The 17,184-nt window shown below is 70.2% G+C and carries 14 protein-coding genes; 10 read left to right on the forward strand and 4 right to left on the reverse strand.

The window, feature by feature from the left end; all coding sequences use genetic code 11:
• Positions 1–76: 76 nt before the first annotated feature.
• The 6 genes from ACFQY2_RS09390 to ACFQY2_RS09415 are packed head-to-tail and all read left to right on the forward strand — an operon-like array spanning position 77 to position 6,342.
• Entirely contained in the window at positions 77–1,591 is a 1,515-nt protein-coding gene (locus ACFQY2_RS09390) for an ABC transporter substrate-binding protein (protein WP_378745507.1), read from the forward strand.
• 2 nt (positions 1,592–1,593) lie between these two features.
• Entirely contained in the window at positions 1,594–2,643 is a 1,050-nt protein-coding gene (locus tag ACFQY2_RS09395; RefSeq protein ID WP_378745508.1) for an ABC transporter permease, read from the forward strand.
• Positions 2,640–3,533: an ABC transporter permease gene (locus tag ACFQY2_RS09400; protein WP_378745509.1), complete on the forward strand. Its 894-nt coding sequence runs from the start codon at positions 2,640–2,642 to the stop codon at positions 3,531–3,533. Before ACFQY2_RS09395 ends, ACFQY2_RS09400 begins: the two co-directional genes overlap by 4 nt.
• A complete protein-coding gene (locus ACFQY2_RS09405; protein WP_378745510.1) occupies positions 3,526–4,425 on the forward strand; it encodes an ABC transporter ATP-binding protein in 900 nt (299 codons plus the stop codon). The genes ACFQY2_RS09400 and ACFQY2_RS09405 overlap by 8 nt, the downstream gene beginning before the upstream one ends.
• Positions 4,422–5,222, forward strand: coding sequence for an ABC transporter ATP-binding protein (locus tag ACFQY2_RS09410; RefSeq protein WP_378745511.1), 801 nt, complete (start codon positions 4,422–4,424; stop codon positions 5,220–5,222). The genes ACFQY2_RS09405 and ACFQY2_RS09410 overlap by 4 nt, the downstream gene beginning before the upstream one ends.
• Before the next feature lies 1 nt (position 5,223).
• Positions 5,224–6,342, forward strand: a complete 1,119-nt coding sequence (locus tag ACFQY2_RS09415) for an LLM class flavin-dependent oxidoreductase (RefSeq protein ID WP_378745513.1) — start codon at positions 5,224–5,226, stop codon at positions 6,340–6,342.
• Positions 6,343–6,366: 24 nt separating this feature from the next.
• Here the strand turns inward: ACFQY2_RS09415 and ACFQY2_RS09420 are convergent, their stop codons facing one another.
• Both ACFQY2_RS09420 and ACFQY2_RS09425 read right to left on the reverse strand, forming a co-directional pair.
• The gene (locus ACFQY2_RS09420; protein WP_378745514.1) at positions 6,367–7,401 is read right to left on the reverse strand and encodes an LLM class flavin-dependent oxidoreductase; all 1,035 of its coding nucleotides are present in this window, start codon (positions 7,399–7,401) and stop codon (positions 6,367–6,369) included.
• A 29-nt stretch (positions 7,402–7,430) separates the two neighbouring features.
• Positions 7,431–8,072 carry an NADPH-dependent F420 reductase gene (locus tag ACFQY2_RS09425; RefSeq protein ID WP_378745515.1) on the reverse strand — a complete coding sequence of 214 codons (642 nt, stop codon included), beginning with the start codon at positions 8,070–8,072 and terminating at the stop codon, positions 7,431–7,433.
• 134 nt (positions 8,073–8,206) lie between these two features.
• On the opposite strand from ACFQY2_RS09425, the gene ACFQY2_RS09430 reads away from it, so the two are divergent.
• Positions 8,207–8,563, forward strand: a complete 357-nt coding sequence (locus tag ACFQY2_RS09430; protein ID WP_378745516.1) for a winged helix-turn-helix transcriptional regulator — start codon at positions 8,207–8,209, stop codon at positions 8,561–8,563.
• Here ACFQY2_RS09430 and ACFQY2_RS09435 read toward each other — a convergent pair.
• Positions 8,547–9,491 (reverse strand): zinc-binding alcohol dehydrogenase family protein, encoded by a 945-nt coding sequence (locus ACFQY2_RS09435; RefSeq protein WP_378745517.1) that lies wholly within the window; start codon positions 9,489–9,491, stop codon positions 8,547–8,549. The two genes, ACFQY2_RS09430 and ACFQY2_RS09435, sit on opposite strands and share 17 nt — an antisense overlap.
• 18 nt (positions 9,492–9,509) lie before the next feature.
• Positions 9,510–13,646 (reverse strand): ATP-dependent RNA helicase HrpA, encoded by a 4,137-nt coding sequence (hrpA, locus tag ACFQY2_RS09440; RefSeq protein ID WP_378746148.1) that lies wholly within the window; start codon positions 13,644–13,646, stop codon positions 9,510–9,512.
• 46 nt (positions 13,647–13,692) lie between these two features.
• On the opposite strand from hrpA, the gene ACFQY2_RS09445 reads away from it, so the two are divergent.
• From ACFQY2_RS09445 to ACFQY2_RS09455, 3 genes are all read left to right on the forward strand, one after another.
• The gene (locus ACFQY2_RS09445) at positions 13,693–14,529 is read left to right on the forward strand and encodes an aldo/keto reductase (protein WP_378745518.1); all 837 of its coding nucleotides are present in this window, start codon (positions 13,693–13,695) and stop codon (positions 14,527–14,529) included.
• 99 nt (positions 14,530–14,628) lie between these two features.
• Positions 14,629–15,201, forward strand: a complete 573-nt coding sequence (gene msuE / locus ACFQY2_RS09450; protein ID WP_378745519.1) for an FMN reductase — start codon at positions 14,629–14,631, stop codon at positions 15,199–15,201.
• A 51-nt stretch (positions 15,202–15,252) separates the two neighbouring features.
• Positions 15,253–17,031, forward strand: a complete 1,779-nt coding sequence (locus ACFQY2_RS09455; RefSeq protein WP_378745520.1) for a thioredoxin domain-containing protein — start codon at positions 15,253–15,255, stop codon at positions 17,029–17,031.
• The last annotated feature ends 153 nt before the right edge of the window (positions 17,032–17,184 follow it).

A 17,184-nucleotide genomic window follows, 5' to 3' on the forward strand; every position in this document is an offset into this window, starting at 1 on the left:
ACGAACTGTTGCGTCGCGTGACCTCGCGCTTCAGATCGCTTGCAGGCAGCGTATTCCGGCTTCTAGCTTCGCAGCCATGACCTCTCACCGCAGACTCCCCACCCTCGCCGTGCTCGCCGTCGCGTCTCTTGCGATGGCCGGCTGCAGTGCGTCCGCAGGTGCGTCCTCCTCCGACACGACAGAGCTGACCTGGGGCTGGAACCTTCCCACCAGCTGGGACCCGGTCACCTCGACCGCGGGATGGGACACCCACGCGCTGGCCCTGGTCTACGACGGGCTGACGCAGCTCGACACGAAGGGGGAAGTCGTGCCCGGCCTCGCCGAGAACTGGGAGTACAGCGCGGACGGAACCGCGATCACCTTCCACCTGCGTCCGGACGCCGAGTTCAGCGACGGCACCCCGGTGGACGCGGAAGCAGTGAAGGAGAACCTCGAACGAGGTCGGGATCAGGAGAACTCCACGCTCGCCGGCCAATTGCGCATCATCACCGCGATCGACGTCGTCGACGCGCACACCGTCACCGTGCATCTGGATCAGGCCGACTACCAGGTGCCGTACCTGTTCGCGGGCAAGACCGGCTTCATCGTGAACCCCACCGCGTTCGACGACGTCGCGTCGCTGGCTACGCAGCCCGAGGGCTCGGGGCCCTTCGAGCTGACCGAGTACGTGCCGAACGCGCACGCCGACCTCGAGAAGAACGACAGGTACTGGGACGCGGACCGCATCTTCATCGACGAGTTCCACGTCGTTCCCGTGACCGACGACGCCACCGTCGTCGCCGGTGTCTCCACCGGTCAGTGGGACGTGGCTATCATCCCGCCCTCGCAGGCGCAGGCGGCCGAGACGGCCGGGCTGGACGTCGAGGAGATCAAGGCTCTCACCGTGCGGGCGCTGGATGTGAACGGCACGGCGGCGCCGTTCGACGACGCCCGGGTGCTGCAGGCGATCAGCCATGCCACCGACCGTCAGGCGCTGATCGACGCCGCCTACTTCGGCAAGGGAACACCGAACTGGCAGCCCTTCCCCGATGGCTACATCGCCCACGCACCGCAACTCGACGATCTCTACGCGCACGACGTCGCTGCGGCGAAGAAGCTGCTCGCCGCGGCGGGGCATCCCGACGGGCTGAAGGTCGACCTGGCTCTGGGGGAGGCTGACGTCGCGCTCGCCGAGGTGCTGCAGGCGCAGTGGGCCGAGGCCGGCATCGACGTGAAGCTGAATGTGCTCGCACCGGCTGCCATCTCCCAGAACTACGTGCAGCGCACTCACCCGTTCGTGCTCGACAGCTACTCCGGTCGGCAGTCCCCGCTGCAGGGGCTCGAGGTGCTGTACGGCCCGGAAGGGCTGATGAATCTCGGCCGGCAGACACCGCCGGAGCTGACCGAGGCCATCGACGCCGCCCGCGCGACCCCCACCGATGCGCCCGATTACGCGGAGAAGATCCAGCACGCGGTGGAGATCGGCGTCACGCAGCAGCCGAACACGTTCCTGTTCAGCTGGCCGCGCCTGCTCGCGCATCCCGCGAAGGTCACCGGCATCCGGCACTGGCTCGACGTGCAGCGCTGGGAAGATGTGAAGGTGCAGGGCTGACCGTGAGTGTCATCGCCGAGGCGGCCGCCGCACAGGTGACGTCCCCGTCGGGGGACGACGGCGTGCAGGAGGGCGCGCCGGCGGCACCCCATCCTCTGCTCGTCGGCGCCGGCCGGGTGCTCGCCACGATCGGCACTGCGGCGACCGTCTTCGTCCTCGCCACCTTCGCGACCTTCGCACTGGGCGCAGCCTCCGGGTCGAACCCGGCAGCCGTCGCACTGGGCGAGGTCGCCACCCAGGCGGACATCGACCGGCTCAACCACCTGTTCGGGCTGGACCGTCCTTTCCTGGTGCGCTACCTGGACTGGCTCGGATCCGCTCTGACGGGTGATCTCGGCACCAGCTGGTTCACCACCATTCCGGTGTCGGACAGCATCGCCCAGGCGTTCCCGGTCAGCCTCTCGATCGCCACCGGCGCGACGTTGTGCGCGCTGCTGGGCGGGCTCGGGCTGGGTGTGCTCGCCGCTGTCACGCGCGGCGGCGTCGTCGACCGCGTCGTCACGCTGCTCAGCAGTATTGCGACCACCGTTCCCGCCTTCGTCGTGGCGATCGCCCTCATCCTCGTGTTCGGCTACGCGATCCCGCTGTTCCCCGTAGCCGGATACGTGCCGCCGGAGCGGGATATCGGAGCCTGGCTGACCTGCCTGGTACTTCCGTCGGTCGCTCTCAGCCTCGACGCGGGAGCCGACATCGCCCGCCAGCTGCGCACCTCGCTGGTCGGTGCCCTCACCGAGAACTATGTGATCGGCGCCAGGGTGCACGGGCTCAGCCCTGCGCGGATCGTGTTCCGCCATGCACTCCCGAACGCCGCCGCACCTGCGCTGAGTGTTCTCGGTGTGCACGTTCCGCGGTTGGTCGGTGGTGCCGTCATCACCGAGGTGATCTTCGGGATGCCGGGACTCGGCCGACTCGCCAACACCTCCGCTCTGCAAGGCGATGTCCCGGTCGTGCAGGGTGTGCTGCTCGTGGCGATCCTCGTCGTCGTGATCTCGGGCATCGTGATCAACCTGATCATCCGCCGTAGCTCCGGAACCGAGAGGAGTGCCGCATGACCGGCTCGAAGTCCTCCTCCGGCGGACGCTGGACGGTGCGTCTGTCTCTCCTGCTCGTCGCCGCGGTGACCGTGCTCGCGGTGGCAGGGCCCGTGCTCGCACCGATCGACCCGCTCGCGCAGGATGCCGGACAGCTGCTGCGGGGCGCGTCGACCGAGCACCTGCTCGGAACCGACTACCTCGGTCGGGACGTGCTCTCGCGACTGCTCGCCGGGGCGCCCGCCTCCCTGCTGAGCGCGTCTGCCGCGGCTCTGATCGGACTGGTGGTCGGCGCGCTGCCCGGTGCGCTCAGCGCATTCATCCCCCGAGCCGGCGAATGGCTGGCACTGCGCGTCGTCGATGCGCTGCTCGCGCTGCCGTTCATCCTGTTCGCCATCGTCTTCGCCGCTCTGCTGGGCAACGGGCTGGTGCAGGCGACGACGGCGATCGGTCTGCTGATCGCGCCCGGCTTCTTCCGTGTCTCCCGAGCAGCCACCCTGCGGGTGCGTGATGCACAGTACGTGGAGGCGGCGACGCTGCTGGGAGCCTCAGCCTGGTGGGTGCTGGGCCGACACGTCTGGCGCCAGGTGGCGCCCACCCTCGTGGTGGCGTCGATCAGCGCCCTCGGATCGGCGCTGCTCGCCGTCGCCTCACTGACTTTCCTCGGCATCGGGGTTCAGCCTCCCGCGCCCACCTGGGGTGGCATGCTCGCCAGCGATCTGGGCTATCTCGCCCAGCGACCCGAGGGACCGCTCGCCCCGGCGCTGGCCATCATCCTCACCGTCGGTGCTCTCCATCTGCTCGCCGACGCCGTGCGCGATCGGGTGGGGACTTCCGCAGCACGCTCGCGCGCCGATCGCTCGCGCGCCGATCGCTCGCGCGCCGCCGGACAGGAGTCCGCACATGTCTGAGACCGATCTGATCGCACCACGCGCCTTCGCCGACGTCACGGCCTCGCCCACCGGTGTCCCGCTCAACCCCTCTTTCGATGAGGGCTCCGTCACGCGCCCTGCCATCGCCGCCGTCGACCGACTCGTCCTGACCGCGTCGGACGGCACGGACCTCGTCCACGGAGTCTCGCTCTCGGTGCGCAGCGGTGAGGCGCTCGGCGTGGTGGGGGAATCCGGCAGCGGGAAGACACTGACCTGCCGGGCGCTGCTCGGCATCCTGCCGACCGGCGTCTCGGTGGCCGGCGGGACGGTGCACGTCGACGGGCGCGACCTCACCGCGGCGTCGGAGAAGGACTGGCGCTCCGTGCGCGGCACCCGCATCGGCGCCGTGTTCCAGGACCCGGCGTCCTACCTCAACCCCGCGATCCCGGTCGGCGCGCAGCTCGCGGAGACGCTGAGGGTGACCGCCGGAGTGCCCCGCGCCCAGGCGAAGGCGCGCGCCCGCGAGCTGCTGGACGATCTCGGCATCCGCCGCGTCGACCTCGTCCTGCGCCAGCGTGTCGCCGAGCTGTCGGGAGGGATGCTTCAGCGTGTGCTCATCGCCATGGCGCTCGCCGCGGATCCTGCCGTGCTGATCGCGGACGAAGCGACCACGGCTCTGGACGTGACGGTGCAGGCGGAGCTCCTGGAGCTCCTGGCGCGTCTGAGGCGAGAGCGCGGACTCGCACTCATTCTCGTCTCGCACGACCTGGCCGTGGTAGCGCAGGTGTGCGAGCGCGTGCTGGTGTTCCGCGACGGCCGGGTCGTCGAGGGTGGCGCGACCTCTCGGGTTCTGCGCGCTCCCGGGCATCCGTACACCCGCTCCCTGCTGTCCGCGCATGCCGCCTACGGACTGGAGAGGTTCCTGCGATGACGCTTCTCGAACTGAAGGGGCTCTCCGTCGACTACGGTCACGTGCGGGTGCTCGACGGACTGTCGCTGAGTCTGCGCGCCGGCCAGGTGGTGGGCGTGGTGGGGGAGTCGGGGTCGGGCAAGACCACCCTGGCCAAGGCCGTGCTCCGCACCGTGGACTCCAGCACCGGGACGGTGCTGGTCGACGGACGCGACATCACCCGGCTGCGTGGATCCGCACTGCGCCGCTGGCGCCGATCGGGAGCCGTGCAGTACGTGTTCCAGGACCCGCTGCGCTCGCTGGACCCCGGCATCCGGATCATCGACTCGATCGCCGAGGGGCTGCGCATCGCACGCGTGCCGGCCGTCCTCGCCCGCGACCGCATCGACGCCGCCGTCCAGGCGGTCGGCCTGGACGGCGATCTGCTCGAACGCCTCCCGTCGGGCCTCAGCGGCGGGCAGCGGCAGCGGGCGGCGATCGCCCGCGCGCTGGTGGGCGAACCGCGACTTCTCGTCCTCGACGAGCCGGTCAGCGCACTCGACGCGGCAAGTCGAGACAAGGTCGTGCAGGCGCTCATCGCCCTCCGGCGCGGCCGCGGCGATCAGCTCGGGATGCTCGTCATCTCGCATGACATCGGTTCGCTGGCCGCGATGAGCGATCGCCTCGTCGTGCTCCACAGAGGGCGGATCGTCGAGGACGGCCTCACCCAGCAGGTCGTCGCCAAGCCGCAGCATCCGTACACCCGCCGTCTCATCGAGTCGGTCCCCGTGATCGACATCCGCCTTCCCAACCGACCCGCACCCCTCGCAAGGAGCTGACATGCCCATCGAACTGCTCGGAATGATCGCCACGACCGCAGGGTCGGAGACGAAAGCCGTGGACGGGCCGGTCGTCGACCCGGCCTACGTGAAGGAGTTCTCGCGCGCCCACGAGGCCGCCGGCTTCGACCGCATCCTGATCGGTTACAGCGCCAGTTCGCCGGACGGCTTCGCCGTCGCCGCGGCCGCCCTGCACGCCACCGAGAACCTCAAGGTGCTCATCGCGCATCGTCCGGGTTTCGTCGCTCCGACGATCGTCGCCCGCAAGCTCGCCACACTTGACCACCTCACGGGCGGCGGCCGCGTCGCGATCCACCACATCTCCGGCGGCAGCGAGGCCGATCAGCGCCGCGACGGCGACTTCAGCGAGAAGGCCGACCGCTACCGGCGCACCGGCGAGTTCATCGACGTGTTGCGCCGCACCCTCAGCTCGGAGGAGCCGTTCGACTACGAGGGCGAGTTCTACCGCTTCGAGGGTGCCTACTCGGCCGTCAGACCGGCGACGGCCGACGGTATTCCGATCTTCTTCGGCGGGCTCTCCGAAGGCGCGGTCGAGGTGGGCGCGAACGGGGCCGACGTGTACATGCTCTTCGGCGAGCCGTTGGCCGATGTCGCCGAGCACATCCGCACGATTCGCGCCGCCGCCGCCCAGGCCGGACGACAGGTGGACTTCAGCCTGTCGACGCGGCCGATCATCGCCGACACCGAGGATCGGGCATGGTCGAAGGCCGACCGCATCTACGCCGAGGCCGCCGCGCTGAAGGCGCGAGCAGCGACCGGCGAGACGCTCAGATTCGCGCGCCCGCGAAGCGCCGAGCAGAGCTCGGAGTCGGCCGACCTGCTGCAGAAGCATGCACAGCGCGGTGACGTGCACGACGAGCGCCTCTGGCTGGGCATCACCAAGCTGATGGGGCCGGCCGGCAACTCGACTGCACCGGTCGGCACTCCGGCGCAGGTCGCCGAAGCGCTCCTGAAGTACTACGACCTCGGCGTGACGCGCTTCCTCATCCGTGGGTTCGACCCACTGGGTGACGTGTACGACTGGGGTCGCGAGTTGATCCCGCTGCTGCGCGAAGGCGCCCGCCTGCGCGACGAGGCCGCACAGGAGAACGCCGCGTAGCCCGTCGCGACCCGGTGGAGAGGCTCACTTCTTCACGAGCAGCCTCTCCACCCTCGGCTTGACCTCGGTTGCCAGCAGTGTGATCGACTCCAGCAGGTGCTCCTGCGGCGTCCCGCCGATGTCCATCTGCAGGAAGTGCCGCATGTGCCCCAGGTAGCCGTGCAGGTGCACGATGCGCTCGGCGACGTCGTCAGGGTCCCCCACGTAATAGGCGCCCGGTGCGTGCGCCTGCGCGAGGTAGTCGTCATCGCTCGGCGTCGCCCAGCCGCGCTGCACGGCCATCAGCGCGTTGATGTTGCGCCATCCGGGGTAGAACCGCTCGAGCGCCTCCTTCTTGGTGGGGGCGATGAGCCCCAGCCCCGCCACGGACACCCGGATCTCGGGGCCGGTGTGCCCGGCCTGCGCGGCGCTGGCACGATAGAGCTCGGCGAGCGGAGCGAACCGGTGCGGGGCGCCGCCGATGATGCCGTAGCTGACCGGCAGGCCGAGACGGCCCGCGCGGACGGAGGAGGGTGCGCTTCCTCCGGTCCCCACCCAGATCGGCAGGGAGCCGTTCGCAGGACGCGGCACCACGGGGAGATCCTCGATCTGCGCTCGGACGGTGCCGTGCCACGTCACGCGCTCGGTGGCGTTGATCCTCAGCAGCAACTCGAGCTTCTCCTCGTACAGGCGGTCGTAATCGCGCAGGTCGTAGCCGAACAGCGGGAACGACTCGACCGACGACCCGCGGCCGGCGGTGATCTCCACCCGGCCTCCTGAGATCACGTCGGCCGTGGCGAACTGCTGGAACACCCGCACCGGATCGTCGGTGCTGAGCACGCTGACTCCTGAGCCGAGCCTGATCCGGGAGGTCGCGCCGGCCGCCGCGGCGATCATCGCACCGGGCGAGGACGCCGGCATCTCGTGCGTGTGATGCTCGCCGACGGCGAAGTAGTCGAGCCCGACCGCATCGGCGTGCACGATCGCGTCGAAGAGGTTGGTGATCGCTTCGGGGGTCGAACGCAGCGTGCCGTCCGGGTCCCGCGGGGTGTCGCCGAAGCTGTATGCGCCCAGTTCCATTGGTGTTCTCCTGTGTGTCGAGGTCGATGTCAGCGAGTGGGTTGAAGGGTCGGGAGCGTCGCCTCGAGCTGCGCTCTGGTGAGGCTGCTGTTGAAGATGCGGGTGCCGGGTCCGAAGAAGCAGCCGCGATCGAGAGGGCCTGCGTAGACCGCGTCGAAGCCGAAGGTGTCGAGCATCTCGGCGACCCGTTCCGCGGCTGCCTCGTCGTCACTGGCGATCGCGAGCGCCCTCCGTCCCGGTGCGCCCGCAGGCCGGCCATGCTCCTCGAGCTCGTGGTAGCCGATGTGGTTGAGGGACTTGACGAGGCGGGAGCCGTCGAAGTGCTGCGCGACGACCTCACTGGTGCGCGTGTCGTCCTGATCGCGGTTCTCGCGGGAGCCGTCGACGGGCGTCCACCAGTTCATGGCGTCGATGACCACCTTGCCGGCCAGGGGAGCGGGGTCCACCGAGCGATGCTTGTGCAGCGGCACCGCGAGCACGACGATGTCCGCCGCACGAATCGCCGCCTCGGCCGTCGCCGCGACCGCGCCGGGCATCACGATCCGGGTGAGCAGCGCGATGTCCTCCGCAGCACCCGATCCGGCTACCAGCACCTCGTGGCCCGCACGGATCGCCGTGCGCGCCACCGCCGACCCGACTCGCCCGACTCCCAGAACGGCAATCGTCATCATTGCGGCTCCTCTCTCGTCTCCGCCCATGAGACCAGCGTGGATGACAGAGCCGACCAGCGCGAACCGGTGGTAACCTGCTTACTATAAGTGAGTAGTGCAACGGGCTCACAGCCGTGCGCGACGAGGAGAAGAAGATGGATGCTCAGCACATCGATGACGAGCAGTGCCGCGCCTTCCGACGATCGGCGGAACTCGCGGGCAAGAAGTGGAACGCGGCGATCCTGCTGGCGCTGTCACGCGGTGCCGACCGCTTCTCGAAGATCGTCGCGTCCGTGGACGGCCTCTCGGACCGGCTGCTGGCCGCGCGCCTGCGCGAACTGGAATCCCACGGTCTGGTCGCCCGCAATGTGGTCCCCTCGGTGCCGGTGCAGATCTTCTACCGTCTGACGCCCGCCGGTGCCGACCTGATCGCCGTGCTCAGCCCGCTCGTGCAGTGGTCCCAGCGCTGGGATCGCGTCCCCGAGGACCGGGCGGTCACGGTCGGAGGATGATCTTGCCGTCGGCGGCGTTCTGCTCGATCAGCTCGTGTGCGCGCGCGGCCTCGGCGAGCGGCAGCTCCGGGCCGAGTTCGATCTGGAAGTCGCCCGCCTCGATCAGGTTGATCGCGACGCCCACCGCTTCGCGCCGCCACTCCTGCTCCTGCTCCGAGAGCGGAACCGGGCTGCCGCCGGAGAACGCACGGATGCCGAATTCGGCGGCATCCGGACCGCGGACGATCGTCGCGATCCGCTCGCGGTCGGCGACCAGCTCGAGTGAAGTGCGGATGGCCTCGTCCGTGCCCGCGCAGTCCAGTGCGACGTCCACCCCCTGCGGTGCGGCTTCGCGCACGCGGTCGGACAGACCCTCGCCGTAAGCGATCGGGATGGCGCCGAGCGCCCGGACCTGTTCATGCCGCTGCGGGCTCGCGGTCGCGATCACGGTCGCCCCCCACAGCTTGGCAAACTGCACGGCGGCCTGCCCGACGGCTCCGGAGCCGGCGTGGATGAGCAGCGTGTCTCCCTTGCGCACGCCGAGCGAGCGCAGCGACTGATACGCGGTGCCGACGGGAATGCTGAGGGCGGCGCCCTCCGCGGCCGTGACGCCGTCGAGCAGCAGCGTGAGGTTGCGCACCGGCACGCGCAGAGCCGTGGCGTAGGTTCCGCGCGTGTCGCCGATCGCGACACGATCGCCGACCGCGAACCCGCTGACGCCCTCGCCCACCGAGGTGATCGTGCCCGCCCCGTCGAAGCCGACATGACGCGGCTCGGTGATCGGGGGCAGAGGACGGATGCCCGCGCGCTGCTTGACGTCGACGGGGTTCACCCCCGCGGCTTCGATCTGCACGACCACCTCGCCGGGACCGGCGACGGGGTCGGGCACCTCCACCAGGCGGAGAACGTCAGGGGAGCCGATTTCAGTGTGGACGATCGCACGAGCCATGGCCCCAGGCTAGCCCCCTCAGCGCGCCGAGAGAGCCTTCATGATGCGTTGCGGCGAGACCGGCTGCGCGGTGCCGAGGCGCTGTGCGAACACGCTGACCCGGTACTCCTCCAGCAGCCAGCGCACCTCCACGAGCACTCGGGGGGCGTCCTTCGGCAGCGGGATGCTGCCCCCGGCATCCTCGAACGCCTTCGCCATCCGCTCGAACTCCGTCATCCGCGTCCGGTCCTTGCCCGGTTCATTCGCGAGGGTCTTCAGGCGTTCGACCATGCCGTCCAGGTACCGCGGCAGGTGCGCCATCCGCTCCACGCCGGTCTGCGAGATGAACCCCGGGCGGATCAGACCCCCCAGCTGCGAGCGGATGTCGTTCAGCGGGCCGAGCAGAGCGAGGGAGTTCTGCGATTTGATACCGCGCTCCACGTCACGGCTCCGGGTCAAAATGCGGGCGAGGAGAGACACGCACGCGAACAGGCTGTCGACGAGCGCGGCGTTCACCGCATCCCGCACCCGTCGGAACTCGGCCTCGGTGCGGATGAGGGACCCGCCCGTCGCCTCGTCGATCAGGCCGCGAACCACGGCGGTGCGGGCATCCTCGATCAACGCCGCGACGTTCTGGTAGGGCGATGCCGCGAGGGCCAGCTTCTCGGCCGACGTCAGGTGGTTCTGCACGTACGAGGCGGGCGAGGGGACGTTCAACAGCACGAGGCGCAGCACACCGTCGCGGGTGGCGGCTGCCGCTGCATCCGCGGTCGCCTCCAGCCGCACCGACACGGTCGCACCGCGGTCGACGATCGCGGGGTACCCGCGCACCACGCCGCCGGCGACCTTCGTGTCGAGCACCTCGGGCAGCTCGCCGAAGCTCCACTCCGTGAGCCCGTCGCGCTCGATCGGGCCGCGAGCAGATGCTGCGGCGACCGCGGCGGCATCCGGTCGGCGTCCCTTCGACGGCGCGTCCGGCTGCGCGATCGAGCGCGCCACGCTCTGGCGCGAGCGGTCCGACAGTCGCTGCTGCAGCGTCGCGAGGTCACGGTCGGAGTCGGCCACGCGCCCTCGCTCGTCCACCGCGCGGAAGTTCATTCGCAGGTGGCCGGGAACCCGCTCATCATCGAAGTCCGATGCCGAGACCGGCTGATTCGCGAGCGGCTGGACGAGCCGCGCGAGCGCCTCCTTCAGGGAGCGCTCCGGCATGCCGCCGTGGTTCTCGGGGCCGCCGTCGGCGATCTGCTCGCCGAACTTCGCGGCCCAATCCGCCGCAGGCACCACATGGCGGCGGATGGCCTTGGGCAGGGCACGCAGCAGTGCGGTGATGAGCTCGTCGCGGAGTCCGGGCACCTGCCAGTCGAAGCCGGTGTCGCGCACCTGCTGCAGCAGGGCCAGGGGGAGCACCACGCTCACACCGTCGTCCTCCGCACCGGGCTCGAAACGGTACGCCAGGCCCAGCACCTGATCGCCCTGGGTCCACCGGGTCGGGAACTCGGACTGGTCAGCGCGCCCGTCATCCTCGATGAGGTCGCTCTCACGCATGACGAGCAGCTTGGGCGTGACCGCGAGGGCGTCCCGCCACCACCTCTCGAAGGAGCGCACGTCGAACACCTCGTGCGGGATGCGCTCGTCGTAGAACGCGAACACCGACTCGTCGCCGGCGAGGATGTCGCGGCGGCGCTCGCGCTCCTCGAGCTTCTCCAGCCGACGGCGCAGCTCGGCATTGGCACGCCAGAACGCGCTGACCCGCTTGTCGATGCGCGAGGGATCCCACTCGCCCTCGACCAGCGCGTGCCGCAGGAATAGCTCGCGGGCGCCGGCCCGGTCGATGCGCGCGAACTGGATGCGCCGCTTGGGGATGATCTCCACGCCGAACAGCGTCACCTTCTCGTAGGCGACGGCCGCGCCCGCGTCCTTCGACCAGTGCGGCTCCGACACCTGGCGCTTGGCGAGATCGCCCGCCAGCGCCTCCGCCCATGCCGGGTCGATCGCGGCGACGGTGCGCGCGAACATCCGCGACGTCTCCACGATCTCGGCGGCCATCACGGCCTGCGGGGCCTTCTTGCGCAACCCGGAACCCGGGAAGATCGAGAAGCGGATGCCGCGCGCGCCGCGGTACTCCGCGATGCGGCGCTTCTCGCCCTTCGCCTTGTTCTTGTTCTGCGACGCCGCCGCCGTCCGCTCGTCGAGGATCCCGATCTGCGAGAGCAGCCCGGCGAGGATCGCCCGATGCAGGGTATCCGCGTCGGTCGCTCCGGTGCCCGCGGGGCGGTCGCCGGACCTCGACGTCTTCACCAGCGACTTGAGCTGGCGGTGCACATCGAACCATTCCCGCACGCGCACGTAATTCAGGTGCTCGCTGCGGCACATCCGTCGGAAGGCGCTGGAGCCGAGCTCCTTCTGCTTCTCGCGCAGGTGATTCCACAGATTCAGCAGGGTCAGGAAGTCGCTGGTGGGATCGACGAAGCGCGCATGCGAGCGGTCCGCCTCGTCGCGCACGGACTGCGGGGCATCCGCGGAGGGACGCTCCCGCACATCCTGGATGGACAGCCCGGCGACGATGGGCATCACATCGGCCAGCACTGCGGTTCCGGAGGCCGAGGCCTCGACCAGCATCCGGGCGAAGCGCGGGTCCATCGGCATCCGCGAGATGTCCCGGCCGATGCGCGTGAGCCGCGGCTGGGCGCCTCGGGTGAGCTCCACGGCGCCGATCTCCGTGAGCAGTTCGAGAGCGGACTTCACGCCGCGCGAATCCGGGGGAGTGAGGAACGGGTACTCGGTGATGTCGCCGAAGCCGAGCGAGAGCATCTGCAGCACCACGGATGCCAGTGAGGTGCGCAGGATCTCGGGCTCGGTGTACTCCGGACGTGCCGCGAAGTCGTCCTCGCCGTACAGGCGGATCGCGATGCCGTCGCTGGTGCGTCCGGCGCGCCCGGACCGCTGATTCGCAGATGCCTGCGACACGGCCTCGATCGGCAGGCGCTGCACCTTCGAGCGCGCGCTGTACCGCGAGATGCGGGCGGTGCCTGTGTCGATGACGTACTTGATGCCCGGCACGGTGAGGCTGGTCTCCGCGACGTTCGTGGCGAGCACGACGCGGCGCGCCAGACGATGGGTTCCCGGGCCTGTCGAAGGGCGCTCGAACACCCGGTGCTGCTCGGCCGCCGAGAGCCTGCCGTACAGCGGCAGCACCTCCACCGGCGCCCTCGACGATCGGTAGGCGCTGCGGACGGCCTCCGCGGCATCGCGGATCTCGGCCTCGCCGGGCAGGAACACCAGCACGTCGCCCGGCGCCTCGCGGTCCAACTCCCGCAGAGCGGCGACGATTCCGGTGACCTCGTCGTCGGGATCGGCGCCGCCGCGTTCGGAACTCCGGAGATTCCTCGTCGAACCGCGTCCTGCGGCGGGCCGATGCGAGCCTGCCGTGGATTCCTCCGGAGTTGTGGACTCGTCCACCAACGGCCGGTACCGGATCTCGACCGGGTAGGTGCGCCCCGACACCTCGATGATCGGCGCCGGTTCGCCGTCCGCCGACGCGAAATGCTCCGCGAAGCTCTGCGGATCGATGGTGGCGGAGGTGATGATGACCTTCAGGTCCGGCCTCTCGGGCAGGATCCGGTGCAGATAGCCGAGCAGGAAGTCCACGTTCAGCGAACGCTCGTGCGCCTCGTCGATGATGATCGTGTCGTAGCGGCGCAGCAGGCGGTCACGATGGATCTCGTTGAGCAGGATGCCGTCGGTCATCAGGGCGATGCGGGTGGCCTCGGACACCTGGTCGGTGAAGCGCACCTTGTAGCCGACCAGATCGCCCAGTTCGACCTGCAGCTCCTCCGCGACGCGCTCGGCGATCGTGCGGGCGGCCAGGCGGCGCGGCTGCGTGTGCGCGATGCGCTCCCGGCCCAGCTCCAGGCAGATCTTCGGCAGCTGGGTGGTCTTGCCCGATCCCGTGGCGCCCGCGACGATCACGACCTGGTGCCGGCGGATGGCGTCGGCGATCTCCTCCCGCGCGGCACTGACCGGCAGCTCAGGGGGAAAGACGATGACGGGCGAAGACATAGCCCTCCATCGTACGACGCCCGTCGTCGGGCATTGCGCGGCGATGACGGGCGCCCAGCGCGGAGACGCGCGATCGCGATCGACAGTCGGCTGGAGACGTGAGTGTGGGCGTCTCAGGAACTGCCTCCGCCGATCCTGTCATGACAACATCTACGCTGGAGGAATGACGATCCCCACTCTTGAACTCAACGACGGACACAGCATCCCCCAACTCGGCTACGGTGTCTTCCTGGTGCCGGCCGATGAGGCCGAACGGGCGGTCAGCCAGGCGCTCGAGGCCGGCTACCGTCACATCGACACGGCCGCCATCTACGGCAACGAGGAGGGCGTGGGCGCCGCCATCGCGAAGAGCGGCATCGACCGCTCCGAGCTGTTCATCACCACCAAGCTGTGGAACGACCGTCACCACGACGACGAGCCCGACAAGGCCGTCGCCGAGAGCCTCGACAAGCTCGGGCTGGAGCAGATCGACCTGTACCTGGTGCACTGGCCGACCCCTGCCAAGGACGACTACCTGCATGCGTGGGAGAAGATGATCGGCATCCGCGAGCGCGGATTGGCCCGCTCGATCGGCGTTTCCAACCACCTCGTCCCGCACCTGGAACGCATCGTCGAGGCGACCGGTGTCGTCCCTGCCGTGAATCAGATCGAGCTGCACCCGGCGTATCAGCAGCGCGACATCACCCAGTGGGCCGCCGCCCACGGCGTGCTCATCGAGTCCTGGGGCCCGCTGGGCCAGGGCAAGTACGACCTGTTCGGCACGGACGCGGTCGCCTCCGCTGCCGCCGCCACCGGCCGTACCCCGGCCCAGGTCGTGCTGCGCTGGCACCTGCAGAAGGGCTTCATCGTGTTCCCGAAGTCCGTGCACGCCGAGCGCATGCGCGAGAACCTCGACGTGTTCGGCTTCGAGCTCGACGATGCCCAGATGTCCGCCATCGACGCACTGGACCCCCAGGACGGCTCGGGGCGCGTGGGCTCGCACCCGAACGACGTGAACTGACCAGGAGCCGGCGACGCGAACGTGTCGCCGGATTCCGCCGCATGACGCCCCGTTTCACTTCCCGTGACGCGGGGCGTCGTGCTCAGTACCGTCGAAGGCATGCCAGCTCCCTACCGCGTCGTCGCCGTGTCCGGATCCCTGCACGAGCCCAGCAAGACCACGGCTCTGCTGCGCGCCATCGCCGCGGCCGTCGCGGAGCGGATCGACGTCGAGGTCCACGTGATCGAGCTCACCCAGATCGGACCCGGTCTGGCGGGCGCCCTGCGCCGCGACGATCTACCGGCCGCCGTCGAGGAGCAGCTGCGCGCCGTCGAGGAGGCGGACCTGCTCATCGTCGGCAGTCCCGTGTATCGGGCGTCGTTCACCGGGCTCTTCAAGCACCTCTTCGACTTCATCGGCCAGTACGCCCTGGTCGGAAAACCTGTCCTGCTCGCGGCGACCGGCGGGGGCGAGCGGCACGCGCTGATCATCGAGCACCAGCTGCGGCCGCTGTTCGCCTTCTTCCAGGCTCTCACCCTGCCGATCGGCGTCTACGCGAGCAACACCGACTTCGACGGCTACGAGGTGTCGGCGCCGGCGCTGCAGTCTCGGATCTCGCTCGCGGCCGAGCGCGCGCTCCCGCTGGTCGGCTATGCGTCGGTGGCGGACCCCCGAGCCCTCGCCGCCTTCTGATCCGCCCGCTGAGCCGCCCGCGCCCGTCACCTGCGGCGTACGGTGGGTGCCATGACCAACCGGCTCGCCGACACCCTCAGTCCCTACCTGCGCGCGCACGCCGACAATCCGGTGGACTGGTGGCCGTGGAGTGCGGAGGCGTTCGAGGAGGCACGTCGTCGCGAGGTGCCCCTGATGATCTCGATCGGCTACTCCACCTGCCACTGGTGTCACGTGATGGCGCGGGAGTCCTTCTCCGACCCCGCGACCGCCGCGCAGATCAACGGGGACTTCGTCGCGGTGAAGATCGACCGTGAGGAGCATCCGGAGGTCGACGCCGCGTTCATGGCGTCGGCATCCGCGTTCACGCAGAACCTGGGCTGGCCGCTGACGGTGTTCACCACCCCGCACGGCGATGCGTTCTACGCCGGCACCTACTGGCCTCCGCAGGCGCGGGGCGGCACCCCCGCGTTCCGGGATGTCCTGACAGCGGTGCGGGAGGCCTGGACGGAGCGGCGCAGCGAGGTGCTCGCCTCCGCCGGCGCGGTCGCCGACGCACTGCGCGGCGCCACCCGCTCCGAGGAATCCGCGCTCCCGGACGCGGACGCGCTGCGTGCGGCGGCGGCCTCGATCTCCGAACGCGAGGACCGCGAGTTCGGGGGATTCGGCGGAGCGCCGAAGTTCCCGATGGCCACGACGCTGCGGTTCCTGCAGCATCCCCTGGTGCACGGAGCCGATGCGGTCGCCCGCGCGCTCACGGCGATGTCCGCCTCCCCGCTGCGCGACGCGGTCGAGGGCGGATTCTTCCGCTACGCCACGCGGCGTGACTGGACCGTGCCGCACTACGAGCGGATGCTGATCGACAACGCCCAGCTGCTGGATGTCGCGGTCGACGCCGGGCAGAAGGACATCGCGCGGGGGATCGCCGACTTCCTTCTGCACGTGCTGCGCCGCGAGGGCGGAGCATTCGGCTCCGCCCAGGACTCGGAGTCGTGGATCGACGGGGTGCGCGACGAGGGCGGGTACTACCGCCGGGACGCCGAGGGGCGCTCCGGGCTGGAGCCACCGGCCGTGGACGGCAAGGTGCTGACCGGATGGAACGGTCTGGCCATCGGTGCGCTCGCCCGCGCCGGGGCCCGGCTGGGGGAGCCGGAGTGGGTCGATGCCGCGGCAGCCGCAGCCGCGCACGTGCTCGGCGTGAACCGCGCCGAGACCGGTGAACTGCTGCGCTCCTCCCTCGACGGCGTGGCCGCCACGGCGGTCGCGACGACGGCCGACCTGGGTCTGCTGGCCGACGGGCTGTTCGCGCTCGCTCTCGCCACCGGCGATGTCGCGTGGGCCCGGCAGGCCCTCGAGGTGCTGGGCTCCCGTGCCCTCGAGGACCCGGTGCTGGCCGCGCAGCGGATCGTGCCGGCGGCGAACGACGGCGACGGCGATCTGCCGTCCGGGCCGTCGGCTCTGGCATCCGCCCATCTCACCGCCTGGTGGCTGGGCGCGGGCGAGGCGCATCGTGCGCGGGCCGAGCAGCTGGTGGCGGGCGTCGTGGGGCGCGCCCTGCAGCATCCGATCGCCTACGGAGCCGTGCTGCGCGTCGCGGCGGGTCTCGCGCAGGCGCCGCGACAGGTCGTCGCGGTCGTCTCGTCCCGCTCGGGGGAGCTGGCGGATGCCGCACGGAAGGCGGATGCCGATGCGGTCGTCGTCGTCACACCGGACCAGGCCCGCGCGTTCGCGGAGAACGGCTTCGCGCTCTTCGAGGGCAAGGGCGCCACCGACGGCGTCGTCTACGACTGCCGCGACTTCGTCTGCCTGCTGCCGGTGAGCGATCCCCGTCAGCTGATCTCCTCCCGCTGACCGCACGCCCCTCCCACCGTTCCGCGCGTGCGGCGGGCGTCGCGGATTCCCCGAGGCTCGGGGCGACGCTGACCGGGAATCCACGCTCTGATCCAGTAGCGTTACGACACGAACCGGCGGACCTCGCCGCCACTCACGAAACGATCCCCGGGG

The sequence above is a fragment of the Microbacterium sp. GCM10027623 genome, assembly GCF_042666935.1.
In the GTDB taxonomy this organism is placed as follows: Bacteria; Actinomycetota; Actinomycetes; order Actinomycetales; family Microbacteriaceae; genus Microbacterium.

Coding starts and splice junctions, on each gene's coding strand:
- ACFQY2_RS09390 (WP_378745507.1), top strand. CDS start 77: ATGACCTCTCACCGCAGACTCCCCACCCTCGCCGTGCTCGCCGTCGCG.
- ACFQY2_RS09400 (WP_378745509.1), top strand. CDS start 2,640: ATGACCGGCTCGAAGTCCTCCTCCGGCGGACGCTGGACGGTGCGTCTG.
- ACFQY2_RS09405 (WP_378745510.1), top strand. CDS start 3,526: ATGTCTGAGACCGATCTGATCGCACCACGCGCCTTCGCCGACGTCACG.
- ACFQY2_RS09410 (WP_378745511.1), top strand. CDS start 4,422: ATGACGCTTCTCGAACTGAAGGGGCTCTCCGTCGACTACGGTCACGTG.
- ACFQY2_RS09415 (WP_378745513.1), top strand. CDS start 5,224: ATGCCCATCGAACTGCTCGGAATGATCGCCACGACCGCAGGGTCGGAG.
- ACFQY2_RS09420 (WP_378745514.1), bottom strand. CDS start 7,401: ATGGAACTGGGCGCATACAGCTTCGGCGACACCCCGCGGGACCCGGAC.
- ACFQY2_RS09425 (WP_378745515.1), bottom strand. CDS start 8,072: ATGATGACGATTGCCGTTCTGGGAGTCGGGCGAGTCGGGTCGGCGGTG.
- ACFQY2_RS09430 (WP_378745516.1), top strand. CDS start 8,207: ATGGATGCTCAGCACATCGATGACGAGCAGTGCCGCGCCTTCCGACGA.
- ACFQY2_RS09435 (WP_378745517.1), bottom strand. CDS start 9,491: ATGGCTCGTGCGATCGTCCACACTGAAATCGGCTCCCCTGACGTTCTC.
- ACFQY2_RS09445 (WP_378745518.1), top strand. CDS start 13,693: ATGACGATCCCCACTCTTGAACTCAACGACGGACACAGCATCCCCCAA.
- msuE (WP_378745519.1), top strand. CDS start 14,629: ATGCCAGCTCCCTACCGCGTCGTCGCCGTGTCCGGATCCCTGCACGAG.
- ACFQY2_RS09455 (WP_378745520.1), top strand. CDS start 15,253: ATGACCAACCGGCTCGCCGACACCCTCAGTCCCTACCTGCGCGCGCAC.